General features: G+C 48.2%; 19 protein-coding genes and 2 pseudogenes. 8 read left to right on the plus strand and 13 right to left on the minus strand.

Features of this window, described 5'->3' with window-relative positions; genetic code table 11:
* Positions 1 to 89: 89 nt before the first annotated feature.
* From LBW88_RS00005 to LBW88_RS00035, 7 genes are all read right to left on the minus strand, one after another.
* Positions 90 to 2,588 (minus strand): DEAD/DEAH box helicase, encoded by a 2,499-nt coding sequence (locus tag LBW88_RS00005; protein ID WP_224930236.1) that lies wholly within the window; start codon positions 2,586 to 2,588, stop codon positions 90 to 92.
* Positions 2,589 to 2,591: 3 nt separating this feature from the next.
* Entirely contained in the window at positions 2,592 to 2,747 is a 156-nt protein-coding gene (locus LBW88_RS00010) for a hypothetical protein (protein ID WP_224930233.1), read from the minus strand.
* 63 nt (positions 2,748 to 2,810) lie between these two features.
* A complete protein-coding gene (locus tag LBW88_RS00015; protein WP_224930230.1) occupies positions 2,811 to 4,226 on the minus strand; it encodes a site-specific DNA-methyltransferase in 1,416 nt (471 codons plus the stop codon).
* 25 nt (positions 4,227 to 4,251) lie between these two features.
* The gene (locus tag LBW88_RS00020; RefSeq protein WP_224930227.1) at positions 4,252 to 4,539 is read right to left on the minus strand and encodes a hypothetical protein; all 288 of its coding nucleotides are present in this window, start codon (positions 4,537 to 4,539) and stop codon (positions 4,252 to 4,254) included.
* A gap of 210 nt (positions 4,540 to 4,749) precedes the next feature.
* Entirely contained in the window at positions 4,750 to 5,013 is a 264-nt protein-coding gene (locus tag LBW88_RS00025) for a hypothetical protein (protein WP_224930224.1), read from the minus strand.
* The gene (locus LBW88_RS00030; protein WP_224930220.1) at positions 5,010 to 7,763 is read right to left on the minus strand and encodes an SNF2-related protein; all 2,754 of its coding nucleotides are present in this window, start codon (positions 7,761 to 7,763) and stop codon (positions 5,010 to 5,012) included. Before LBW88_RS00030 ends, LBW88_RS00025 begins: the two co-directional genes overlap by 4 nt.
* 330 nt (positions 7,764 to 8,093) lie before the next feature.
* Positions 8,094 to 9,893, minus strand: coding sequence for a DUF262 domain-containing protein (locus tag LBW88_RS00035; RefSeq protein ID WP_224930217.1), 1,800 nt, complete (start codon positions 9,891 to 9,893; stop codon positions 8,094 to 8,096).
* A gap of 510 nt (positions 9,894 to 10,403) precedes the next feature.
* Between LBW88_RS00035 and LBW88_RS00040 the strand changes: the two genes are divergently transcribed.
* The 5 genes and pseudogenes from LBW88_RS00040 to LBW88_RS00060 all read left to right on the plus strand — a co-directional run bounded on the left by LBW88_RS00040 (position 10,404) and on the right by LBW88_RS00060 (position 13,425).
* Positions 10,404 to 11,087 carry a WYL domain-containing protein gene (locus tag LBW88_RS00040; RefSeq protein WP_224930215.1) on the plus strand — a complete coding sequence of 228 codons (684 nt, stop codon included), beginning with the start codon at positions 10,404 to 10,406 and terminating at the stop codon, positions 11,085 to 11,087.
* A 38-nt stretch (positions 11,088 to 11,125) separates the two neighbouring features.
* Positions 11,126 to 11,689, plus strand: a pseudogene (locus tag LBW88_RS00045) (YfjP family GTPase); the annotation flags it as partial.
* Positions 11,665 to 12,012 (plus strand): annotated as a pseudogene (locus LBW88_RS00050) (DUF4942 domain-containing protein); the annotation flags it as partial. The pseudogenes LBW88_RS00045 and LBW88_RS00050, both read left to right, overlap by 25 nt.
* A gap of 74 nt (positions 12,013 to 12,086) precedes the next feature.
* Positions 12,087 to 12,482 carry a DUF6088 family protein gene (locus LBW88_RS00055; RefSeq protein WP_224930212.1) on the plus strand — a complete coding sequence of 132 codons (396 nt, stop codon included), beginning with the start codon at positions 12,087 to 12,089 and terminating at the stop codon, positions 12,480 to 12,482.
* Positions 12,475 to 13,425, plus strand: coding sequence for a nucleotidyl transferase AbiEii/AbiGii toxin family protein (locus LBW88_RS00060; protein WP_224930209.1), 951 nt, complete (start codon positions 12,475 to 12,477; stop codon positions 13,423 to 13,425). The genes LBW88_RS00055 and LBW88_RS00060 overlap by 8 nt, the downstream gene beginning before the upstream one ends.
* A 174-nt stretch (positions 13,426 to 13,599) precedes the next feature.
* Here LBW88_RS00060 and LBW88_RS00065 read toward each other — a convergent pair whose 3' ends face one another.
* Both LBW88_RS00065 and LBW88_RS00070 read right to left on the minus strand, forming a co-directional pair.
* Positions 13,600 to 13,953, minus strand: a complete 354-nt coding sequence (locus tag LBW88_RS00065) for an acyl carrier protein (RefSeq protein WP_224930206.1) — start codon at positions 13,951 to 13,953, stop codon at positions 13,600 to 13,602.
* A complete protein-coding gene (locus LBW88_RS00070; RefSeq protein ID WP_224930203.1) occupies positions 13,950 to 14,879 on the minus strand; it encodes a LysR family transcriptional regulator in 930 nt (309 codons plus the stop codon). The genes LBW88_RS00065 and LBW88_RS00070 overlap by 4 nt, the downstream gene beginning before the upstream one ends.
* Before the next feature lie 101 nt (positions 14,880 to 14,980).
* Between LBW88_RS00070 and LBW88_RS00075 the strand changes: the two genes are divergently transcribed.
* Together LBW88_RS00075 and LBW88_RS00080 are read left to right on the plus strand one after the other, a co-directional pair.
* The gene (locus LBW88_RS00075) at positions 14,981 to 15,865 is read left to right on the plus strand and encodes an alpha/beta hydrolase (RefSeq protein ID WP_224930200.1); all 885 of its coding nucleotides are present in this window, start codon (positions 14,981 to 14,983) and stop codon (positions 15,863 to 15,865) included.
* Between the two features lie 249 nt (positions 15,866 to 16,114).
* Positions 16,115 to 16,741 (plus strand): response regulator, encoded by a 627-nt coding sequence (locus tag LBW88_RS00080; RefSeq protein WP_224930198.1) that lies wholly within the window; start codon positions 16,115 to 16,117, stop codon positions 16,739 to 16,741.
* Positions 16,742 to 16,754: 13 nt separating this feature from the next.
* On the opposite strand, the gene LBW88_RS00085 is transcribed toward LBW88_RS00080, so the two are convergent.
* Genes LBW88_RS00085 through LBW88_RS00095 form a run of 3 tightly spaced genes read right to left on the minus strand, consistent with a single transcriptional unit; the run spans position 16,755 to position 20,995 of the window.
* Positions 16,755 to 19,907, minus strand: a complete 3,153-nt coding sequence (locus tag LBW88_RS00085; protein ID WP_224930195.1) for an ATP-binding protein — start codon at positions 19,905 to 19,907, stop codon at positions 16,755 to 16,757.
* A 31-nt stretch (positions 19,908 to 19,938) separates the two neighbouring features.
* Positions 19,939 to 20,364 (minus strand): transporter substrate-binding domain-containing protein, encoded by a 426-nt coding sequence (locus LBW88_RS00090; protein WP_224930192.1) that lies wholly within the window; start codon positions 20,362 to 20,364, stop codon positions 19,939 to 19,941.
* A gap of 7 nt (positions 20,365 to 20,371) precedes the next feature.
* Positions 20,372 to 20,995 carry a response regulator gene (locus LBW88_RS00095; protein ID WP_034828290.1) on the minus strand — a complete coding sequence of 208 codons (624 nt, stop codon included), beginning with the start codon at positions 20,993 to 20,995 and terminating at the stop codon, positions 20,372 to 20,374.
* Positions 20,996 to 21,739: 744 nt separating this feature from the next.
* Here LBW88_RS00095 and LBW88_RS00100 point away from each other — a divergent pair.
* Complete coding sequence (locus LBW88_RS00100; protein WP_224930189.1) at positions 21,740 to 24,439, plus strand: cation-transporting P-type ATPase; 2,700 nt, start codon at positions 21,740 to 21,742, stop codon at positions 24,437 to 24,439.
* A gap of 1 nt (position 24,440) precedes the next feature.
* On the opposite strand, the gene LBW88_RS00105 is transcribed toward LBW88_RS00100, so the two are convergent.
* Positions 24,441 to 25,442, minus strand: a complete 1,002-nt coding sequence (locus tag LBW88_RS00105) for an AI-2E family transporter (protein WP_224930187.1) — start codon at positions 25,440 to 25,442, stop codon at positions 24,441 to 24,443.
* Between the last annotated feature and the right edge of the window lie 54 nt (positions 25,443 to 25,496).

Genomic DNA, 25,496 nt, shown 5'->3' on the forward strand with positions numbered 1-25,496 from the left:
CTGCGAAATTCAGGGGAATGCTGTTTACGGGGCTTTTTGCTGGTTGATACTGTTTTTGTCATGTGAGTCACCTCTGGTTGAGAGTTTACTCACTTAGTCTCGTGTCCACTATTCGCGGGTAGGATCATTTGCCTGACTTTGTTCTTCTGACCTGCTGGGATTGGTGCTCGGAAATCTCTTGGCTCTTCATCATTGGCAAAATTGAAGGTTGTCGGCTTCAGTACATCAAATCCCTGAGTAATGCTACCCACGTAGTCTGTTGGCGTAGTCCACATGTGCTGTTTAATTTGCGACCAAATAAATTCAGCCAAAATACGACCTCCCGACTTAAGAACTCCTTCCGTATCAACATCACTTAAATAGCTTTTTAAGTGCGCAACCATTTGACCAGATAGCTTATACAGCATTCCTGCATGCTCATCGTAATCAATCTCGTCGTGATCCATGAGATAGAATACCAGATAATTTTCTAAGCGTTCCTCTGAAACAACAACATTCTCCCAGCTAATCGTGCTGATCTGGCTTGTTTCTAAATTGCTAATAAGGATTTCATTTGACTGTGGTTTTAGAGAGATATGCTCCAGACCTATAAGGTCAAAATCATTAAAACCATAGTTAACATCGCGTGTAGGAAGGACCACGATTTTCGGGATATCTATGGTAAATTCAGCAATCGTCTCTGTAACCGTAGAAACAATCTCATCAACGGAGACTGAATCAAACATTTCAGCTTGCTCTGTTGCTTGCCCGACTGAGTTAGTATACCCCTCTGCCACTTTGTTATCGTTATCAATATTTAGAACAAACAATTCCTTAGCGACTTGGTGAACACGTTGCGCAATATGTTGCTTAACCTGCTCACTTGTTAGTTGTTTACTACTTTCGAGATTTTTGGCTTCTTGCTGAACAATGGCAACAGTAAGCTCAGCGATTTTCTTTTGTGCTGGCGTATATTCTTTAGTTTGTACATTATTACTTGAACTACAGTTCTCAACTTGGCTCGAACCACTAACATCATAAGTGGCTTGCCGATCTCCTACTGAGCTGTTGTCTATATATACAGGTTTATTGCCTAAAGCGTAGTCCACCATTGAAGGTACAAAAATCTGCTTTGGCTTTTTCTCCGGAATGTCATTTTCCTCGCCAGGGCCAATATAAAGTGTCTTTTTGATGATGGACTCTTTGTCATTTGCCTGATCAATGATCTCTTGGAAGCGATCGTGTGCAATGATTGTCAATCGATCAACAGCCTCAACTTTTGTTCGCTTTCCATAAGGTAAACGAAGCCCTCGGCCAATGGTTTGCTCAGTCAAAATCTCAGACGCAGAGGCACGGAGGGGCACTATGGTATAGAGGTTGGTAACATCCCATCCCTCTTTTAGTTTGTTAACATGAATAACAATTTCAGTATCTTTGTCATGCTCTACAGATAGCAGACGCTGAGTTGTTTCCTCTGACTCTTCTCCAGTTTGGTTAGAGTGAATAGTTATGACTTTGCCTGTGTAAGCACCTTCAAAAAATGAATCTGCCTCAATTTTTTTCTTTAATGATTCTGCATGTGATGTGTCTTGTGCAACAACCAGCATAAACGGCTTAATAAGCTTCTCGCCTGTGTTATTTGCATAACTGGCTAACTCTGTCTTCACATACTCATGGTGATGAATACCATCTTCCAGCTTAATTTCTTCCAAGCGTTCATGTGAATAATCACTAGGCTTAAACTCTTTACGTGTCGCAACAGCTGGAGTTTTAACATAACCATCATTCAGAGCACTTGCTAATGGATAATGGTAAATAATATTTGTGAACTCCTGCTGCTTTGATCCAACATGTTTTGGAGTAGCTGTTAGCTCAATACCCAATACTGGCTTAAGGTCATCTAGTGCTTTTGCTCCTGCAGAGGCATAGTAGCGGTGAGCCTCATCCATGATAACGACAAGATCAGGCAAATCAGCTAAGTAGTTAAAGTATGAATCACCAATATATTCTTGCAAACGACGCATTTTAGGGTCATTAGATTTGTTCGCACCAATCTTATTGTCTTTAGCATTTATTTTCGAAATATTAAATATGTTGATATGCGGGGCATCTTCCCCTACAAATAAATCACCGGTCATCGTTTCAGCAACGGCATAATCCAAACGTACACCGCGACCATCTTCATAATCATCACCAGTGATGATAATTGGTGGTGTTTGAACGAGTTCAGGAATCCCTTGGAACACATACTTCGGGCTTCCCATCAAGAAATCTTTTTTAAGTTTCTCATAAATCGTTAAGTTTGGCGCGAGAACGAAAAAATGCCTACTGCGCCCGGTAAGATACAACCAAGTAATCATAGCTCCCATTAGGCGCGTTTTACCCACGCCCGTAGCCAGCGCAAAGCACAGTGAAGGAAAAGCGCGTTCAAACTTTTTCACTGATGGATAATGAGGCTTCAAAATTTCAATCCAACGGTTCAGATCAGCATCTTTGCTTAATCCCATTTGTTCAAGAACATCACACAAAATTTGTAGTGATTTTTCTTGTGGATTGCGAAGAGAAAGCCGAGCACTAATTTGATTAGCTATTTTTACATCATTGCTCATTGATTACACTTCCTCTTCATCGTCGTAAAGTTCAGCATCACCTTCAGCTAATACATTCAAAGTAAAACTGTAATCGTCATTATCCCATTCACATTTATTTAAAATTGATTGAGGGATTTTCTTAATCGTTAAGTTCGGGAATTCAACGCCTTCACTCATAAAAGCTTTACAGCAAATTAGTAGTGTGCGCTCCTCACCGACCTCTTCACTAATACGCTTAAGTTAGTCATACGCAAGAGCACCAGTCGTGACATAAATAAAGTCGGTCTCTGTGCTGAAACCATGATTCCAGAATTGGGTTTCACTTGGTGCATACATAAAGCCCATGTGTTTACACATAGCAGCAGAAAGCATCTCTGCGTTGTACTCTTTGTTGATAACCCAGTTACCCCATTCATCTTTCTGGAGAAGGGACGGAGCTAAGCGTAAGTAACGGAAACTACCACCACCTTGCCAGTTGACTGACTTGGAGATACCACCTTGGTCCGTACCATCAATTACTTTTTTAAGGCGAGGAACGATGTGAGTTTCACAATGATCACCTAATTCCACCATGATCCAACGACGGCCTATTTTTTGAGCTACCGCACCGGTAGTACCGGAACCGGCAAATGAGTCCAATACGAGATCACCGGGGTTAGTGGCGATAGTTAATATACGCTGTATTAAACGCTCTGGCTTTGGCGTATCAAATATATCTTGACGCCCAAATAGCTGAATTATTTCTTTTTTTGCTTCATCGGTATGTCCCACTTCGTCATGAGGCCACCAGTTATGTGGCGTCATACCATCACGAACCTCTGATAAAAAAAGCTTCACCGCTGGTGTAGAATTGGTTCCATTTACTCCCCACCAAATACGACTTTCTTCAACATGTCTTCGGTGAGTTTCTCGATCATATTTCCAAGCTTTCTTTGTGTTTTTGATTATTTCACCGGTATTAGGGTTTGTGATGTCGTAACACAAGTTGGGACGTTTTTCAGGTGTGGCTTGGTTAAGATAATCTACTGACTTCCAAGGTCCTCTAGGATCATTATCTGGATTTTTATATCTAGCAATTGAGTCTGCAGTACGAGGTAGCAAGTTGTTAACAAATTTATCCGATTTTCTATAAACAAGAATTCTGTCACAGATTGAAGCTATACCTTTAAAATTGTTACTTACACTGTATTTTCTCTGCCAAGTAATATCAGTAACAAAGTTTGATCGTCCAAAGATCTCATCACATATTATTTTTAAATAGTGCGACTCATTGTCATCAATAGTGATCCATAGTGAACCATCTTCAGATAGCAGTTGATGAAGTAGAACTAATCTATCACGTATCAATGTAAGCCACATTGAGTGCTCTAATCCGTCATCGTAATGTGAAAAGGCACTACCTGTATTATAAGGAGGATCAATTAATATACATTTAACTTTACCGGTATAGTCTTGCTCTAGTGCTTTGAGAGCTAACAAGTTATCAGACTTAATCAGTAAGTTATCAAAAATATGCTCATCGCCTTTATCAATATCTGCTGGAATATTGGCATGCGAGTATTGTTGATTTTCCAAAAAAATACGAGGTTCAAGTCTAGGTAACTTCTCTTTACCAATCCAGTTAAGCTCTAGTCTATTACCTTTACAATTAATCATCACATATACCTTAATAACTCGCAGCTTAATAGCTACTACTGAAATTTTTATTCCCGATCATTTCAAGAGCGATCAGTTCTAGGAAATCTTTTGTTTGAAGGCCATCTTTGATATAGATAACTCTGAAATTACTTTCACCCTGTTTCAACGTCTCACCTTTTTCATCCCAAGCTTTGTGGCTAGACATTATTTCAGCCGTTGCACCGCCCAAGATATACAGGTCTACCTCTCCATTTTTTATAAGTTGCATTCCTTCAGAGCGTCGGTAAAAACTTTCTTTATAATTATCCTTATACCTTTTCAAATGAAACATTGGGCGAATATAAAATTCCTTCTCCGTTTCAAAATTGCCTTTTTCTTTAGACTGATAGGCACCTAAAATATGCCAATCATTTATTAATCCTTGTAAAGACTTCTTGATGCAAATAGATGAGCGAACTTCAACTATTGCTTGGTTAAAATCTGAAGCTAAGCTAATGTCGAATTTATCTGCATGCTCAAAATTATCATCTCTAACCTCATCTTAGCTTTCAACCTTAATCGGAAAATTATGCTTTCTGAAATAAGTTCTTAGCAATCTAGTACACGAAATGTCCGCAAGAGCACCAAGGAAATTTTGACTAATCCTTTCATTTTCATCTCTTATCCGTCCGGCTGGATCACCCTCTCTAACATATTTGGCTTTTTTCTCTGCGATAATCTGAGCCTGGCTTATTATCTCAGGAGCACCTAAGATATCGACCTTCAATATATTCCAACTGGCTACATTGACTTCGTCATATTTCATTTTTTCGCCACGCCCCACGTTGCCTCAAAAACTGTCTTAACTTGGGTTTCTATCACCAGTTTTTCTTCTATTTTTTCTAGTAACTTGTCTTCTTCTTGTTCAATGATTTTTTTCTCTTCATGGTAGTTGAGCATCACTTGATCTCTTTCCCGCTCAAGTGATTTAAGCGAACGTTTAGCCGCCATTTTCTCTTGCAATGTACCGAGCTGTCGAGATGCTTTTCTCGCATGTTTTATTTCTTGGTCTAACTGTTTAATACGGATATCTAAAGCAATTCTCTTATCTTCAGCCCAGCGCTCTAACTTCTCAACTTCGTCTGCATAATACTGCTCATTATCATGCTCCACTTCACTGATAAATACTTGAACCTGTTGGTTTGTATGATTATCTAAGTTGGCCCAAAACTCTGTAGTTTGAACTTTTTCATGCGCAGCAATTGGCAGTTGTAGCATCCGTTCGACAGTTTCAGGATGGATAATCTCACCAGTATCGGTTATCGCCGCAAGAATTAGCCGCTCACGTTTTTCTTCACTCGATCCAATGCTGACTTTCGTCATGCGCAAGATGCCATTTTGAGAAATTAAGTTCCTTACATCAGCCCAGTGGATATCTTCTAGCTGGTAAACAAAAGGCAAATGGGTACTCACAAGTCTATCGACTTTGTAGCGTTCTAATAGTTCCAGCCCCAAGCCTTCAGATACACGAAACAAGTTGTGGTCATGCTGTACTGCATGATGCCAATCCAGTGAGTAGAATGTTCCTCCTACGTTAAAACCATGTTCAGTCACGACAAATGAACAATCTGACGCAAATGCCATATTGGCCAGTAACAGTAATCTCTTCTGATACTGAGATAATTGGGTCGTTACTATATTGCGACGTGTATTTAAACGTTCAACAACATCCGCGTCAAAATTCTCCAATAGAGAACGCCGTGTATCATTGACCTTTACTTCAAGCTGTTCTTTTAACTGCTCTTGTAACTGATTAAATTCGTGCTCAATTTGGTCATCGCTTCTGCAGTTCTGGTAGATATCATGTATTCTTCTCTCGATATCTACCCCTGACTCAATTGATCCTAGAATTTCATCTGATGCTCCAAAAACCCCTTCAAACAAAAGAAACTTTTGACTAAGTAACTCAAAGACTCGCTCATCCGCGCGATTACCCTTGTTAATGAAATTAACTACAACAACATCATGCTTTTGACCATAGCGGTGAATACGTCCTATCCGTTGTTCTACACGTTGTGGATTCCATGGTAAGTCGTAGTTCACGAGTAGCGAACAAAATTGTAAGTTAATACCTTCTGCCCCCGCTTCGGTACAAATCATCAAGATGGCTTCTTCTTTGAATTTATCGACCAAAGCAGCCTTCATATCGGCGGTTTTGGAGCCAGATATTCTTGTTGAACCTTGATGTTTTTCTAACCACTCTTTGTAAATAGCTTTCGAGGTAGCGTCGTTATTACTTCCGTTTAATAAGACGATCTGACTATTATATCCATTGATTACAAGAAACTCCGCCAACCAACTTTGAGTCCTAACAGATTCAGTGAAAATAACCGCTTTTCTGCTTCCGCCTAACTCAGTCGTCTTATCAAACGCTCTTGTCAATACACGAAGTAAAGCCTCTGCTTTAGCATTACCACTGATTTTAGCTGCAAGTTCTTTAAACGAACGTAGCAATTCAATTTCAGCACTTAACGCAACTGGATCAATATCTTCATCATCTACTGCATCTTCATCTTGATAATCATTTAAGCTGTCAAGATCTTGTAAAGCTTCGATGAGAGGTAACTTTTGCTCTAACCGATTAATCATGGTTTCAAGCGTACCCAACATCGCGTATGAAGATGAAGCAAGTATTTTGCGAATCACCAGTGTGACTAAATGTCTCGCACCGGATTTGATAGAGAGAAGATCTCCTCGCTGCAAGTACTCAGATACCTCTGCATAAAGCTGTTCTTCTTCTTTCGAAGGACGAAAGTCTTCAGTCATGGAATAACGACGAGTAAAACTGACACCCCCCTCTTCTTGAACTTGTCGACGCAATGTACGATTACAAACTTTGCTCAGCCTTGAACGCAAAAGTGCCAACTCAATTTCATCCAAATTTTGCCGACCATATCTTGCTTTAAAGGAGTTTAGATCACCAAAAAAGTGTGGGTCTAGAATCGAAACTAGCCCATAAAGCTCTAATATGCTGTTTTGTAATGGAGTGGCAGAGAGCATCACTTTTTTTCGACCTTTTAATGCGAGTTCTAACTTTTTCGCCGTTTTTGCGCCATCTGTTTTGTAGATATTACGAAGCCTATGTGCCTCATCTAACACAACCAGATCCCAATGAACTTGGGTTAACTCGTCTTCCTTTCGAGCAGCAAATTCGTAAGAACAAATACAAATGGCAGGTTTACCAGTGCTTATTTCCACATCAAACGGATTAGCAATTCCACTCCTGATTGCTGAACTAAAAGTGGTGGCTTCAAGGATCGCAGACGGTAGCGAGAATTTGTCTTCAAGCTCTTGGCCCCACTGCTTTCTCAAAGTAGCAGGTACAATTAATAGTAGTTTTCGCTTGCGCTCTGCCCATTTCTGAGCAAGGACCAAGCTAGCTTCGATTGTTTTTCCCAACCCAACTTCATCTGCCAAGATGACTCCACTAGACAGCAGCGAAGACAAAGCAAACAATGCCGCCTCGACCTGATGTGGGTTCATGTCAACTTTTGAATTAGCGATGGTCTGAGTCATTAACTCTTCTGCTTTTCCAGCAAGTGTCAGAGAATGAGCTACCCAAGCTTTTTGATGGTCCGAAAAATACACTTAAGACAACCTTAAAATAATCAATATAAACATATGCTTATTCTTTAATTGTGATCGATATTTTGTTTTTTAACACTCAATTCACAGCTTAAGATCTCTGGACTGCCCCCACCGTGGTAGAAGATCCTGCCCTATAGTTGTGGGGGCTGTCCACCGTAAAGACAGAAAATGTCTACCTGAATGGGGCACTCAAACGCAATGTTGCTTACTACGGTGAGTCGTTGCATACATGTCATATTGGAAGGTGCCCGGTGCGAATTAGCTTTGACTCAAAGCCTTTCCCATGGCTTTTTCTATCAGTCCAAGTAACTCTTTTTGTCTCTGCTCGTAGAATGCTTCAAAATCATCGGCACGTAGGGGGGCTACTGGGATGTGGTGGCTTCTCAAGAGATCATTCATCGCGACATCATCTAGCTGCACTTGGGGGTGCGATTGTAACGACGCTAGGTAAACTGATGGGGCAGAACCGCCAATCATTCTGTTTGCCTTATATGAAATTGGTGTTTTATTAATGATCGAGTCGTATTGACGTCTTGGTATTCCGTTCTTCTCGCACCAATCTTTCGGGAAAATATGATGAATATCAACTGGAACTTCGTCGGTCTCAAGACTACGAATTCTCGCTTTCCAGAAAAGATCCTGAGCACCATCGCGTAAGACGAGAACGTTTATGCCTTTATAGGCCGCACTCAACCGGGATGCTAGTGAGTCAAGACGATCAATCTGGAAATTCGCATCGTTAATAGTGCGAGGAAGATCACCGTTACTTTCAATCCACGCAAGTAGTTCTTCAACATCATTAGCAATACGCGTTTCTACTGCACCACCGTATAGTTCACCCAATACACCACACCAAAACCACCTGGCTAGCTTCTGATGAATTTGTGGTTCTCTCCAACGTTCTTCATCTTTGTTGCAAATAATGGTCATGACTGCTGCTAGAGGTGCAACTTGAGTTCGATAAGGTAATTCTCGCTGAGAACTAAAACGTTCTTGGCGAAGAAACTTGGCTGCGTAATTGAAACCATTCTCTACCACCTCAGCCCAGTTTTTGTAAGCGTTTAAAGGTAGCTCAAGGACAGAGGCTCGTTTTGCACTAACTGGTGATACTTGTTTACCTGTTTTTCCTGCTGCTATATCAGCTTTCCGTTTCTCCAGAGTATGCAGCATGGTGATGGCCTGTAGAAAATCCGTGCTTTCAATGCCATTCAGAATCACTTCTTCGGAAATTCTTTCTTTGCGCGAGGTAATATTTCTAATTTCACTGCCATACCAGTCATCACGAAGATTGTAGCCATCAGCTGCATAGCTTGCGGTAACAAGCTCAAATACAGACAGTGGTACGCCACCAGTATTTACCTTTTCGAATACGAGGCATACAGCTTCTTTGGTGGTATCTTTTTTCAGAATAATCAAGGGAATTTGATAATCGTTATAAGCATCCAGCACCTGCGTTTTGAATTCAAAGAAATGTGGTACAGCCAAAGCATTGTGGGTGTAGAGATCTTGTAACCAAGCCATAGCTTCGAGGATTTCCGAACATGGGAAATAAAGCTGCTGGCATTCGAGTTCTCGGGTGGAAAGATCGAGATCAACCTTTCGACCAAAATCACTGCGTATTTGACGATTACCATCAGTTGCAATAATTGCGTCATCCAGCCTGTCTGGTCCCGCAAGAGCTGTGGGTATATGAATATAGTAATAGCGATCGATAGGTTTTCCCTTATCAGTCGTTGTTTTTACTGGACCCTGAAGTCTTAGCACTTGAGTTAATGTTGTTAACCGCTGCTGTCCATCTAAGATTAGTTTTTCTGGTGACGACAACCTAGGCAAGGGAACATTTTCAATCGGCCGGACTTGAAAACGTACTTCACCTCCAGTTTCCAGAAGCATAACTGCCCCTACAGGGAATGAGCGGCCAAGGCTGACGAGTAAGCTACGAACATGCTCATCGTCCCATACCCAACCTCTTTGAAAATCTGGTAACTGGATTTTCCCTTCAACGATATCTTTAAGAAGGTCTTTAAGCGGAAGCTTAGTACTATCAAACGTCGACATTTTCACATCCTTGCGCAGTAACAATTGTTCAAAACTATACAACGATGATGGATTTTTTACATTGCTCCTGGCAGGAGAATGAGATGTTTGGGCTACGAAGTACTTTAAAAGAGCACTGCTTTCGTTAGGATTTGCAACCCCAGACAGAGTAGTAATTTGTTACAAGTCCTACTAGAAAAAGAAATCTCACTATAGTTCACCTGCAGCAACGTATTCACTGTACGGATGTATATTGGTTTATAACTATTTTCAGAACTAAATCATTTTCGTGAGCAGCAGATATTCTCTTTCTGACAATGCGGAATGCGACAGGTTGTGTCGTTTTACTGATGATGACCTCGCTTTGTAATCAACTAATTACCTTATGTTTCATTGCGTTAGATGGTTTCATTTACCCCCACCATTTTTTCATTTCACCACCCTTTAGTACGACATAACGTGTCGAACCAGTACGTCATAATCACCCATATTAATATCTGGTTATTTTGGGAGTTCAGGACTGTTCTCACCATGAAAATACAACATGATCATTATGACCGCCTGTCTGTCAGGTTATCGGTCATTATCAGCCGGTTACTGGCTGGCCAATCCCTGGAGCTCAAAGCGCTGGCAAATGAGTTTGGTGTCTCAGAGCGCACACTACAGCGGGATTTTCAGCAGCGTCTAATCCATCTGGATCTTGAACATTCCAGTGGCTGTTATCGACTTATCCGGCGAGCCGGTCGAGAGCACTTACCCAATACCTTTGCGTTTATCCTCAACTCTGGCATTTCGGGGATCATTCCGGCTCAGAACCGCAGACTCATCCGGTTGATTACCAGCAGCTCTGGTGGCTCTCCATGCCTTATCGGGCATGGAGGGCTGCCATCACCAATCACCCAGACCACCTGCTTTCTGGAGCTGGCCGAAGCTATCCGTGACTACCGGGCCGTTACGCTATTAGTCAATGGTAAGAGCTACGAAGGAGTGACTCCTCGCCGCCTGATCTTTCAGTCAAGAAATTGGTTTCTTGTAGCTACTCGGGCGAGAAAGCTACAGGTGTTTCAGATGGAAGACGTTAAGGCTGTAACTGTTCTTGACACCTCTTTTTGCAGAAAGCCTGAACTTGATGCACTCACCGCCAGTGAGGAGTTTATTTCGGCTCTTCCACACTTTCGTTTCATCAGTGACGTTATTCAGACCTTCAGAGAGTAACTGGCAACGTTCATTTCAACATAAGCAAGGAGACCTTTATGGATGACCCGGTGAAGGGCGAAAGCCGGATGATTACTGATGCCAATGGCATCACCAGAAGAGAAGGGGGGATTTCAGGAATATGGGGAAATATGTTTAATGAGAACAATGGGATAAAAGCCGACAGCCCGCCGCTCATACCTGACATCAGGGATATTCTCGATGTTTTCCCTCAGTCGCTGCGGGAAAGCCTGGTTAACAAAATCAGTGAAGCTAACGACTATGAACCTGTTATTGGTGTTATGGGAAAGACCGGCGCAGGTAAATCAAGCGTGTGTAATGCGCTATTCTAGGGCGAAGTGTGTGCGGTCAGTGACGTTGAAGCCTGTACGCGTGAGGCCCGAGAACTGCGCATACGCTTCGGCAAACGATCGCTGAAGATCATTGATATTCCTGGTGTCGGTGAGAATGCTTTACGGGATAAAGAGTACGAAGGTCTTTACCGTACTTTGCTTCCCTCACTGGATCTCATCCTCTGGGTGATAAAAGGCGATGATCGAGCTTTTTCTGCAGATGAGCATTTCTACAATAATGTCCTGCTCCCTGCAGCTTCGGTAAGAAGATCATCATTAACAATTCGGTGACGCATAACCGCTGGGGCTTTAGCCTTAACTGGGGTTGGCGGCGGGATCAGTTGGCAGACTTGGAGCGAATGCTGTTTCTGCTGGATGGCAGACCCATCCCTGACAACCGGGGTGATATCTCCACTCGGTTGATGGAGCATATCCGGGATAATCCGGCTAAGGACGTTTACGAAGATGAGTTCTTCAGCATTCGTTACTATCAAAAAGGCACAGCGCACTTGGCCTTCAAGCGTCTGGAGTTGATTGAGCGAATGAATGACATCATTGCTAAACACTTTCCGGGAATGCTGGCTGCGCGGTAAGTTTGGTGTCGTATGTTTGCTGTTAAAAGTGTCGTATATTTGCTATGATGAAGAAACGACCAAAGGAGGTTGGCATGACCATAAAAGCTCGTATTCAGTCACGGCTGAAACGCTCAAAGCGTTATGTTTTCACTCGTGACGATTTCAAAGATCTTGCTGGTTACGATCAAATTGGCAGAGCACTGCGTGAACTGGTGAAGGAAGGGCAGTTGCTGAAAGTAGGCTATGGCATCTACACCAAAGCGCGGCAAAATGCGATTACCGGTAAGCTGATGCCTGCTGCTCCCGGAGGTTCTGCTGCGGTAATGATTGAGGCGTTGGAACGTCTGAAAGTGGATTACCGTCTGGCAGGAGCAACAAGTGCCTACAACAGTGGTAAATCTACCCAGATCCCCGCGTCACTTGAAATCAAAACCTCACCACGTTTTAAGAGAACATTGTCAGTAGGGAGCAGCAAGCTAAATGGATGATTTAAGAAAGCTATTCCCGGACGTTGCCGATGCCCTGGGCATTGAATCAGTTGCAATTGTAGAGAAAGATCATTACATCGTTGAGTTATTGCGATTGCTCCAGCCTCTGTCCTTTGATACACATCTGCTGGTTTTTGCCGGTGGAACAGCATTATCAAAAGCGGGTATATCTTTGAACAGGATGTCGGAGGACGTGGACATTAAGCTTGTTCCTGTCGCCGGTTTTTCCCAGCAATATTCCAGAGGTCAGCGTAAAAGTATCCGTAAGGGTATTATTCAGACCATTATCGAAACGATTGCCGCCTCAGGTACGTTTCGCATGGATGAAGAGTATCCAAAGGTTACTCGTGATGAATACCGTTATAATGAAATTCCAATGCGTTACCCGCAGAAATATTCACAAGCTCCTTGCTTAAGACCATTTATCAAACTGGAACTGATGGAAACGGATTTGCTTGAGGCTGCGGAAAACCGTGCTATTAGCTCCTTGGTAATGGATCTAACAAAAAAGGGCGAAGCAGTGAGGGCTTTCCCTTGCGCAACGATCGGCAGCACGCAGGCTGAAAAACTGATTTCGATGATGCGCAGAACGGCTGCAAGTATGCGTGATGTGGAACGTGTAGTGGATGAATCACTGGTTCGTCATATTTACGACAATTTTTGTATTGTTAGAGAAAAAGGTGCTGATGTTCCTGTTTTAAAGCAATTCGTGCAGGAATGCATTGAGCAGGATATTGAACGTTACGGTGCCCAGTATCCTGAATTCTGCGAGTCGCCTGTTGAAGAACTAAAAATGGGGTTGGAAGAACTTGAGAGCAATCCTGTTTATAAAGAACGCTATCTGCAGTTCGTCACACCAATGGTGTTCGGTGAAAGCCACGTTTCATGGGAAGATGCCTATATCTGCTTCCGCAAAACGGCATTAGATGTGTTAAAAGCATAGCGCCAGAGATATGCTCTACTGTGAGCATTTTCCAGGTAACCTTTGCCCCGATTCGAGTCCCAAAATCAATGATTTAATGTGTTGGTATCGATGTTGGTAAATTATCTAAATGTTATTTTTTATTTCTTTTAAATCAAAGGATTAATCATTATGTGCGAGTCCGGCCTTCGCACCCTACAGTTTCACCATTCCCAAAACCCGCCACAAATCCCCCACACTCAAATCCCTCACCACTGAACGCGGCTCCTTCCTCAACCAACTCACCAATCGCCCAATCCCCAACAAATCCAGCCCCTCAGAATTAAACAGATACTCATTATCTCCGAGCCCAAAAGTCTCCTTAAACGATCTCTCCTCGGTCACAAACGAAACTCCAAACTTCTTCTCCGCGTCCTCCAGCAACTCAACTCCATCATCTCCGGTAATACCCAGATCAGCATCCAGCAGGGTATGCTCAGTAATCACAGACTTGTGATCCCCCGAAAACTCACGCAGAAATTCAATCACCTCTTCCAAAGTAGGCTTCACACTAACCTCCCAGATTCATCCCCAGCCACCAACGGCAAATCCTCATCCAACGTCCCCAGCATATACTCAACAAAAACCCTTACCTTGCTATTCGCCGTCTGCTTCGTTGCGAACACCGCACTCACCGGCATCGATCCCACTGCAAACTCCCTCAACACCGGCACCAATGTCCCTGAAGCCAAATCCGGTCCCGCCAGCCAGGCCGGAAACTGCGTAATCCCCAACCCCGCCAGAGCGGCGGCACGCTGTTGCTCACCATCATTACTCTGAAACCGGCCTTGAGGCATCAGCGTAATCGCCTTACCGTACCCATCCACAAACCTCCACGGATGCATGCCGCGACCGGCATTAAACGAGATGCACTGATGCTCACTCAGTTCAGCAGGTGCGGCGGGCACGCCATAATTCGCCAGATAATCCGGGCTCGCCACCGTGATCAGCGGGCTGTCGGCCAGCTTGCGTTGCGTCAGCGCCGAATCCTGCAGTTCGCCGTGTCGGATGGCGACATCGATATTCTCTTCTATCAAATCCACATGCCGCTCGGAGACGCGCAGTTCCACATTCAGCGCCGGATAGCGCGCCAGCAGCGCAGGCAGGCGCGGCACGATGTAGAAGCGGCCAAACACTGGTGCCACTGAGATGCGCAGCGTGCCTGCCGGTTCATCTGCGCCATATTTGACGTTTAATTCTAGCTGGTCGAATTCATCGCGCAGGCGCAGTGCGCCGTCATAAAAGGTTCGGCCTGCGTCGGTTAGGGCGATGCCGCGTGAGGAGCGTTTCAGTAACGGGTGATTGAACTGCTTCTCCAGTGCGGCGATCTGTTTGCTGACCGCAGATTGGCCAACACCGGCTTCTTTAGCGGCGGCGGAGAAACTGCCGCATTCGACCACGCGCAGAAACAGCCGGATAGCATCAAGTCGATCCATTACGTAGTCCTGATGGGAATAGAAGGTATTCCATTAAGCCAGCTAGTTGCGAAAATTGGAATGGCATAAGATTGCTCCACACCCTTTTACCGGAGCAACTTATGAACAAGACACAGTATCCCTTAACCGATCACGACCGTTTGCAGGTGCAGCAATCACTGACCGAACAGCAAGCGCATCGCGAGCACTTTAGCGGCACGATGCGCGAGTATTATGACGAGATGAGTGCGGAGACACCACTGGAAGCAGGTGTGCATTGTGAGCACGTCGCGGATTCGGGTTGGTGGCTGCATCCGCAGGAGACACGCACCGAGCAGGTTATCGTGTTCATCCATGGTGGGGCATATATGCTCGGCAGCGCGCAGGCCTACCGCGGATTCGCCAGCCAGCTGGCGGTGCGCACTGGCTATTCAACCTTTGTGCTGGACTATCCGCTGGCACCGGAACATCCATTCCCGACCGCGCCGGACAGGGTGATTGAGATACTGAAAGGGCTAGTCGACAGCGGCATTGAACATATCGCGCTGGTGGGCGATTCAGCGGGTGCTGCGCTGTCATTGGTGGCGCTGCAGCATCCGCAGCTGGTGCAGAAAATCCGATCTGCCGTGCTGTTTTCGCCCTGGACCGATCTGACCTTCAGTGGCGCTTCTTTTAACGATCCCAGCATACGCGATCCGATTTTCCAGCCATCGATCCTGCAGGATGCCGGTGCGGCTTATTTGCAGGGCGCATCGGCGGAGGATCAACGCGCCTCGCCGCTGTTTGCGCAATATAGCCACTTACCGCCGCTGGTGATTCAGGTTGGCACCGAAGAACTGTTGCTGGATGACGCCACGCGCTTAGCGGCTCACTTCGCTGAGCAGGGCGGTGAAGTGCAGTTGGATATCTATCAAGGCACGCACCACGTGTTTCAACGGGATATCCGGTTGGATGCCGCGCGTCACGCACTGGATAGCGCTGCCAGTTTTATTCGCCAGTATCAGTAACACTTCGCAAGCCTGGCCAGTGATTCCCGCAACGCAGGCCGGGCACAAATCCATTCTCTCATCCCCCCATCACATTTATTTTAGTAGCCGCCACATCCACCGATATAACCGTTAAGGGATCGTTTCCGAAGAGGGGGGCTGGCGAGGCAAAGGCGAGTCAATTTGGCGCTAATGCCTGACGGTTAATGACGCACGTCAATTCACCCAGCCGCTCTAATTTATCGGTCAATGCGCGGGACGGGGTGAAGAATGGAAAAGGTACTGATTGTTGACGATCATCCAATCACGCGATTAGCGCTCAAGATACTGATTGAAGAAGATAATCGGGTAGTAGTGGGCGAAGTGAGCGATGGCATTCAGGCCATCCAGTTTGTGAAAAAACTGCAGCCGGATTTAGTGATTATTGATATCGATATCCCGGTGCTCAACGGTATCGATGTCATCAGGCGCGTGCGCCAGAGTGGGCACGAGATGGGCATTCTGGTGCTCTCGGGCAAAGACAGCGAACACTATATCCGCCGTTGCGCCACGGCGGGTGCCAACGGATTTATGAGCAAGTGCAAAGATTTGGCCGAGCTGAGAGATGCGATTCGCGCCATCAGCAAGGGGTACGGCTTTTTCCCGATGAATCGTGCGCGTCAGGGCTCGCACCTTGATGAGGAAAGCAGTGACCAGCGCAAAATTGATGAGCTGTCGCCGAAAGAGCTGGATGTGCTGCGTCAGCTGGCGCGCGGCGAGAAAGTGGTGGATATCGCCCGAGGCATGAATATCAGCGATAAGACCGTCAGCACCTATAAAAGCCGGCTGATGATGAAGCTGGAGTTGAAGAACCTGGTGGATGTGCTCGATTTTGCCCAGCGGCACAATCTGGATTGATGTGCTCGGCATATCATGCGCTGAATTCGTCTTTGAGAAAGGTTTCGATAGCCTGATTCAACACATGCACGCAGCCCAGCGTTTCATCGAGCATCTGGCCGAGATGGCGTTCATCGGCTGGGGCGCTACAGGCTTGCTCTAATTCGCGGCACTGATCGGCAATCGAGACTGCGCCGATGATCTGCACCGAACCTGCCAGACGGTGCAGGCTGCGTTCCAGCGCGGGCCAGTCGCGATTGTCGAAACAGGCGCAGGCCACCTGCATATCCTGCAGGTTTTCATCGCGGGTGGCGCTGAGCAGGCGCTGCAGCATCTCGTTGTCCTGATGGGCCAGTTCGCGCAGGGCGTTGAGATCGAGCAGATGATTGAGTGCGACATGGCCGGGATAGGGCACAACAGTCGGGCGCGGAACCCTTTGCAACAGCGCTTCCAGCTGCGGCAGGCGTAACGGTTTGAACAGGCAGTCATCCATGCCCGCTTCCAGGCAGCGCGATCGCTCTTCAGGCTGTGCGTTGGCGGTCAGCCCCATGATGGTGAGCGGTTCACGCTGTTTCTTACGCAGTTCGCGCGTCAGGGTAAAGCCATCCATCACCGGCATGCTGCAATCGGTGATCACCAAATCAATCTGGTTTTCCTGCCACAGCCACAGCGCCTGTTCGCCATCCTCGGCTTCGATCACTTTGTGTCCCAGTCGGGTGAGCTGGCGTTTCAGCAGCAGGCGGTTGGCAGGATGATCATCCACCGTCAGGATGGTTAACGGCAGGCCGCAGGCATCTTGCTGGCGTATCGGTTCCACCGGCGCGCTGACCGCTTCACGGCAATCCACCGGGATGCGCACGCAGATGCGGGTGCCGCGTCCCGGTTGGCTGTGCAGCGTCAGGCTGCCCGCCATCATCGCCACCATTTGTTCGCAAATCGCTAATCCGAGTCCGGTGCCGCTCTGTTTTTTACCCGATGCGGACTGTTCGTAAGGATTGAATATCAGCTGCTGATCCTCTTCGCTGATGCCGATGCCGGTATCCTGCACCGTAAGTTCCAGCGTGGCGCGATCGCCTTCGCCGGGTTTGCTGCGCACCTGTACTTCGACCGTGCCGCGCTCGGTGAATTTGATGGCGTTGCTGATCAGGTTGGAAAGGATCTGCCGCAGACGCATCGGATCCAGCAGCAGTTCGTCTGGATGCAGCACGTCAATCTGATAGTGCAGCAGCAATCCTTTCTGGCGCGCCAGCCCTTCGAACACGCGCACCACCGGTTCGGCCAGCGTATCGAAGCGCACCCATTCCGGCGACAGCTCCAGCTTGCCCGATTCGATTTTCGCCATGTCGAGGATATCGCCAATCAGCCCCATCAGCGATTGCGCGGATTCATAGGCGACGCGCACCGACTCTTTATCGCACGGCTGTTGCAGACGATTGGCGACCGCCAGCTCCAGCAAGCCGATAATCGCGCTGATCGGCGTGCGAATTTCGTGGCTCATGGTGGCGAGGAAGGTACTTTTGGTGCGATTGGCCTGTTCGGCGCGCTCGCTGGCCTGCAGCAGATCGCGGGTCAGCTGTTCATGTTCCGTCACGTCCTGCCAGCTGCAAATCATGCCGGCGAGGTTGCCGTGATTATCACGAAACGCCACCGCGCGGTGAATGACATCACGCAGTTCGTGGCCGTTATCGATCTGGCCGCGCTGCGGTGCCATCTCCAAAGACGTTTGCTCGGCCAGCAAGGCCATTTGCGCCTGGCAGATGGCGTGCAACGGGTGCGCGCTGTCACTGAGCGGCAATTGGCTGATATTGGAATGTGGATCGTTGAAGAACTGGCTCCAGGCCGGGTTTTTGTTGGTCATCTCGCCTTTGTGGTCAATGACGTAGATCGGCACCGGCGTGCCATTAAACAGGGTTTTTTGGAAGGTGGCGTGTTCCTGCAGCCGCGCCTGAGCCTCTTTACGCTGACGCACCGCGCGATGCAGATGGTAGTTCCAGAACAGCGAGGTGAGCACCAGCACCGCGAAGATCCCCGCCAGCCAGTAGAATTCGTGACGATACGCCATCCAGGTATCGAGTTTAACATCGGGCGTGCCCTGCCATTTCATTGCCAGCAGCGAGATATCGCGCGGCGGAATGGTCGCCAGCACCTTGTTTAGGATGCTCAGCAGTTCCGGATTATCGCGCCCTACAGCAAAGGAAATCCGCGCCGGATTTTCCCCGAGGCGTGAAACAATCTGCAGGCGATTACTGAAGTAGCGATCGATCATATAGCGTGCGGCAATCAGGTTATTCACCGCGCTATCTACCCGGCCTTCATTAACCATCTGCAGCGCGATGCTGGCGTTCTCGACGGTGACCAACTTGATGTGGGGGAAATTTTCCGTCAGCCAACTGGTGAGTTCGTGCTGGGGTGTGATCGCCAGCGTATCGGTATCGTTGAGTGATTTGGGCGCACCCAGCGTGTTTTTGCTCACCAGCACATAGGGCGGCAGCACATAAGGGCGAGAGAAAAGGGCGCGCGCTTCTCGCTGCGGGCTGTGGGCAATCGATCCCACCAGTTCAACTTCATGGCGGCTTAACCGGTCAAACATTGCATTGACGGAGGAGGCTTCCACCATGGTGAAATCGATGCCGGTGCGCAGGTGGATCAAGCGCAGTAAGTCCGCGGTCATGCCGTTAAATTTGTTGTGTCGGTCTTTGAGTGTGAAAGGCGCATCAAGCGGGTTCATCACTACACGCATTGTCTGATGCTGAGCCAGCCAGCGCCGCTCACGATCGGTGAGTTGCAGAGAGGGTGCCGCCATCATCGGCGGTATACTTTGCACCCACTGATGGAAGATGGCTTTGTGCTGCTGCAAGGGAATGGCGTTCAGTACCGCATTGACGCCCCGATACAGCGGCGCATTGCGAATGGGAAAGACAAAGCGCGGTCCGGCATCGGTGGGCTCAAAAATGCGTATCACGGAAAGCGTTGAGGCGTAGTTGCGTTCAATCAGGTAGTTGGCGGTGTTGAGATTGCCAATAAAGTAGTCGTTTTCGCCAAAGGCTAATGACGCCAACGCACTGAGCGCAGAAGGATAGCGGGTGATTTTCGCTTCCGGATAGCGCGCCTCGATCCAGGCGTCGCTCAGGTAGCCACGCGGCATGGCGATCTGCATCGGCGAATTATCATCACTCATTTCAGACATGATGTTATCGCGTGACACCATCGCAGGATAATCAGAGGCAAACGGGGGTACTTAACAGCAGTTCCGCGCCAGTGGGTTCCGGGCTGCCTGCGCTGTCTACCAGTATATCCACCTTGCCTTGCTGCAGGGCGTCGAGCGCCGCACTGCGACTGCTGTAATAGTGCGTGTTGATATGCAAACCAAGGTAGTGCAGGACTAAAGCGGTGTAGTCGGCGGAGATCCCTTCCAGCGTGTTGGCATCGATGACCATATCGAATGGCGGATTTTCAGGCGCGTAGATGGCGACGCTGACTTCGCGCTTTTCGCCCAGCCAGCGCCAGTCGTTGTCGGGCAGATCAAAGGTCAGCAGGACATTTTGTTCACGGCTGACCAACTGCATGATGCGGGGATCTTCAGCCCTGACTGGCTGACTCATCAGACAGAGTACCAGGCCAATCAGGAGGAGTAATTTCAACATCAATGCGTCAGGCGATATTATTACGTTTGGCGAACTCGTAAAGGCCGACCATATTTTGAATGTCGAGCTTTTCCATTAATCGACGTTTGTAAGTGCTTACCGTTTTATCACTGATTTTCATTCTCTGTGCCATTTCCACCACTTTCATTCCTTTGGATAAATACACCAGCACCTGCAATTCTTTACTGGAGAGGCCGGCAATTTTATTTTTGTCTTCCTGAATATCATCCGGTAATCCCTGACGTCTGCGATTTAAAGGAAAGAAGCCATATCCGGCATTAATCGCGCGAATGGCATCGTGCAGTTCGGTCATGTTATTGCGCTTGCTAATAAAACCATCGGCACCCGCAGTGGCGCTGCGCTTGATATAGTGGTCAACGTCCTTGCCGGTCAGCACCAGAATGCCGCCGTTAAAGCCGTTGTGGCGCAGCCTTTGCACCAGATCGATGCCGTTATAAGAGGGCATGTCGATGTCCACGATGATCAAATCCGGCGACAGTTTTTTGGTCAGCGCTAATGCTTCAAATCCGTCATCCGTTTCGCCCACCACATTCATGTTGTCCGTTTCAAGCAGCAGTCTTAACGCCATCCGAACCACCGGATGGTCATCAACGATAAGAACTTCCTTCATATGGCTGTCCTGTTTATTGCGGTGAATGGAATATTAATAAGAATTGGTTTTATTGGTTAACGGATTTTAAGAGTAAAGTTTAAATGGCGCAAATGATTATTTTGTAGGGGTTTCCTGATGCGATAAATATCATGCCCTGACGCATTATTTATATATTTACGATGGTGTTTTCTGAGTTTTTAAAAAGTGATAAATGATTTTATCTTAGGGTAGTGATGGAAACTCAACCTTAATCGACTATTCAAGGGTATCAATAAAATTTTCGCCATCGATTAATGTTTAGTTGCGCAGGGCCGGTGGCTCATCAGAGTTGCGATGATAACGGATGAGGTTAAGGAAGTGATGAGTGACAGCCCAATCTTGTTTAGATAAGGTTTAACTTTCACCTAAAAGTAAAGTTATTTGTGTGGTTCTGAGATTTACGTCATGAAATGTCACCCTATTGATAATTTCCAGATGACATCATCTTGCGGCGATGTTGGTGGCGCTCTGGTTAGTTGATTGTTTTAATTAGATATATTAATTGATTCTATTATCGATTATTGAAGGGGTAATAGCCCTGTTGAATCAATTGCATCTGTCGGTATTAACTCCGTCAGGAGCGTGAATTAACTTAATTCAATTGAGGGAGTAATTAACAAAAACATGACCCCGGTCATCACGGTGGCAGTGAATATTATTAAAGTAGGCTTTTATTTTTGCTTCTCCTTTTTTCATTTCATTCTCAACCGTACGGGGTTAATTATGACCGTTGTTCCTTTCCGTCCCGGGCGATCAGATTCATCTGTTCGACCCTTATATCAGCTCGACAGTGCCAGCGCCTTTAGCCGCTTAAACAGTTCGCCCAGTGGCTTGCAGACCGAAGAGGCGCAGGCGCGTCTGGCGGCTAACGGGCGCAACGTGCTGCCACAGAAAGCCGAAAAATCACTGCTGATGCGCTTTCTGGCGCACTTCAAAGATGTGCTGATCTATATCCTGCTGGCGGCAGCGGTGATTACCGCGGTGATGGGCCATTGGGTAGATACCTTTGTCATTCTCGGCGTTGCTGTCATCAACGCACTGATTGGATTTATCCAGGAAAGTAACGCCGAGAAGTCATTGAAAAGCATTCAAAACATGCTGTCGAACGAAGCGATGGTATTGCGCGATGGGCGGCAGATTACCGTGCCGACCGAAGAGCTGGTGGTTGGTGACGTGGTGTTACTGCGTCCTGGCGACAAAATCCCTGCCGATCTGCGCTTGTTCGACGTGCACAATTTGCGGGTGGAAGAGGCCATTCTCACCGGAGAATCCACGGTGGTGTCCAAGTTGAGCGACGCGCTGGAGGGCGAAAAGTCGCTGGGCGATCGACTCAATCTGGCTTATTCCGGCACCACGGTGAGTTCCGGCACTGCCGCTGGCGTGGTGATCGCCACCGGCGGGGATACCGAGTTAGGGCACATCAACGCGATGATCTCTTCCATCGAAGAGGCAAAAACGCCGCTACTGGTGCAGATCGATAAACTCGGTAAGGCAATTTTTTACATCATTCTGTTGATGATGGCCGCGCTGTTTGTCTTCGGTTATCTGCTGCGCGATATTCCATTGGCGGAGTTGCTGCTGGCAGTGATCAGCCTGGCGGTCGCGGCGGTGCCAGAAGGTTTACCGGCCATCATCTCAATCATTCTCTCACTCGGCGTGCAGTCGATGGCGCGCAATCACGCCATCATTCGCAAACTGCCAACGGTCGAAACTCTCGGCGCCATGTCGGTAATATGCTCCGATAAAACCGGCACGCTCACCATGAATGAAATGACGGTGAAAGCACTGGTACTGGCGAACAGTCACTGGCGCATCAGTGGCAACAGCTATGAGCCGAAAGGAGAGTTTCATCTGGAAAGCGGCCAGCGCGATGAGGCGCTGCTTAACGGCTTTTTACAGACGGTGGATATCTGCAACGAGAGCCAACTGCGTCAGGATACTCAGGGTCACTGGGGGATAGTGGGTGGGCCCACCGAGGGCGCGCTCAAGGTGCTGGCGGCGAAAGCGGGTATCAACTCGGAATCTGTGCAGGTGCTGAGTAAGCTGCCGTTTGATTCGGCCTACAAATACATGGCCGTGAGCTGCCTGATTGATGGCAAGGCTTGCCTGCTGCTGACCGGCGCACCGGATGTGCTGCTCGCGCTGTGCCAGCAGCAGCAGGGCGAGAACGGCGCTGAAGCGCTGGATAGTGATTACTGGAATGCCGCGATCACCACTTATGCCAGCGAAGGGTTGCGCACCGTGGCCGCCGCCTGTCGCTGGCTACCGGAAGGCCGACAGCAGATCGATCACGCCGATCTGCGCGAGGGCATGATGATGCTGGGTCTGGCGTGCATGATGGATCCGCCACGTCCGGAAGCGATTACCGCCATACGTGACTGTCAGCAGGCTGGAATCCGCGTCAAGATGATCACCGGCGATCACCCGGAAACGGCGATGGCCATCGGGCAGATGCTGGGGATCGGCAACAGCGACAGCGCCATCACCGGTTATCAGCTGGAGCACATGGACGATGCAGAACTGGGCAAAGCGGCGCGTGAATACGACATTTTCGCACGCACCAGCCCGGAACATAAGCTGCGTCTGGTGAAAGCGCTGGCAGAGAGCGGGGAAATCGTCGGGATGACCGGCGATGGCGTGAATGATGCGCCTGCGTTAAAACAGGCCAATGTCGGCATCGCCATGGGCATTAAAGGCACCGAGGTGACCAAAGAGTCGGCGGATATGATTCTGGCGGATGACAACTTCGCTACTATCGCGGCTGCGGTGAAAGAGGGGCGTCGCGTTTACGATAACCTGAAGAAAACTATCCTGTTCGTGATGCCGACCAACCTCGCGCAGGGGCTGTTGATCATCATCGCGATTTTGATGGGCAACCTGCTGCCGCTGACGCCGGTGCAGATCCTCTGGATGAACATGGCGACCTCGGCGACCCTGTCATTTGGGCTGGCATTCGAAGCCGCCGAGCGCAATATCATGCGCCGGCCACCGCGTAACGTGCGCAGCCATGTGATGGATGGTTACGCCATCTGGCGAGTGATTTTTGTTGGGCTGCTGATTTCCATCAGCGCCTTTGTGCTGGAAGCCTGGCTGCAGCCGCGCGGTTACTCGCCGGAGTTTATCCGTACGGTGCTGCTGCAGATGCTGGTCACTGCCCAGTGGGCGTATATGCTCAACTGCCGCAACAGCGAGGGCTTCTCACTGGATAAAGGCTTGCTGAAAAATCGCGGCATCTGGCTGGTGACGCTGGTGCTGGTGGCGCTGCAGGCGATGATTATTTATCTGCCGCTGATGAATACGCTGTTTGGCACCGAGCCCCTGCCGATCAAATACTGGTTTATCTCGCTCGCGGTCAGCGCCGTGATTTTCGTGCTGGTGGAAATCGAGAAACAGTTGACGCGCGGCTGGCGCGTCGCCCGATAGTTCACGCTGGCTGGCGCAGTGCCAGCCAGACTTTTTTCAGCAGGAAGGTGAGGGGAATCGCCAGTATCGCACCGGTCATGCCGAGCAGTGCTTGCCAGAACAGGAAGGCCAGCAGCTGCACGGTCAGGGTGAGATTCAGGCGCTTGCCGAGCATCAGTGGCTCCAGCACCGAACTGAGCAACAGGTTCAGCACCACAAAGAATCCCACCAGCATCAGGCTGGTTTGGATATCGAACAGGATAAAGGTTTGGATCACCGGTGGAATGGCCGCCAGAAAGGATCCGAGCACCGGAATGTAGTTGAAGATAAACATCAGCACGCCCCACAGGAAGGCGAACTTTAATCCCAGCAAATGCGCCATGCCCCAGACAATCACGCCGCCCAACAGGCCGGTTAGCGTTTTCACCCGCGCATAAACAATCACACTCTGAATCCCTTCTTCCAGCGCGATAAACAGCGCAGTGTGCTGCTTACTGGCGCGCAGCGTGCGTTTCAGCAGCGGCAGCTCAACCAGCATAAACAGCAGCATCAGAAACACCATCAGCCACCACGAGAGCAGGCCAGGGATCATCGACAGCTGCGTAGTGACGAAACGCACCACGGCACCGGCATCAACAAAATTCAGCATCTCATCGGCGGTCAGGGCAATGCCCATCTGGCTTAGCGAAAATGTCAGGTATTGCAGCTTGGCTGCCACCAGATTGGGTGCCTGACGGCTGAGTTTGATCAGGTCGGGCGCGGAGGCGCTGAGTGACATGATGGTGATGACGATCAGCAGCAGCAGGATGGCAATCACCAGCAGAGAAGAGAGCACGCGCGGAATACGATAGTGCGCCAGGCGGCTAATCAGCGGATCGAGCATCACGGCGAGGAAGATGGCCAGCAGCACCTGATTAATCAGCGGCGCGCCGAGCCTTAGTCCTAACAACACAATTGTCAGGCAAGCGAGTAAAAACAGGGCTTGTGCCAGTGGCGAGAGGGATTTTAACCAACCCTGGTGCATGGGTGCGATTCTCCAGTAAGCGGCGGTTGCCAAAACAGAACAACCGCCTGATGG

This window comes from Pantoea sp. alder81, from assembly GCF_020179835.1.
In the GTDB taxonomy this organism is placed as follows: Bacteria; Pseudomonadota; Gammaproteobacteria; order Enterobacterales; family Enterobacteriaceae; genus Pantoea.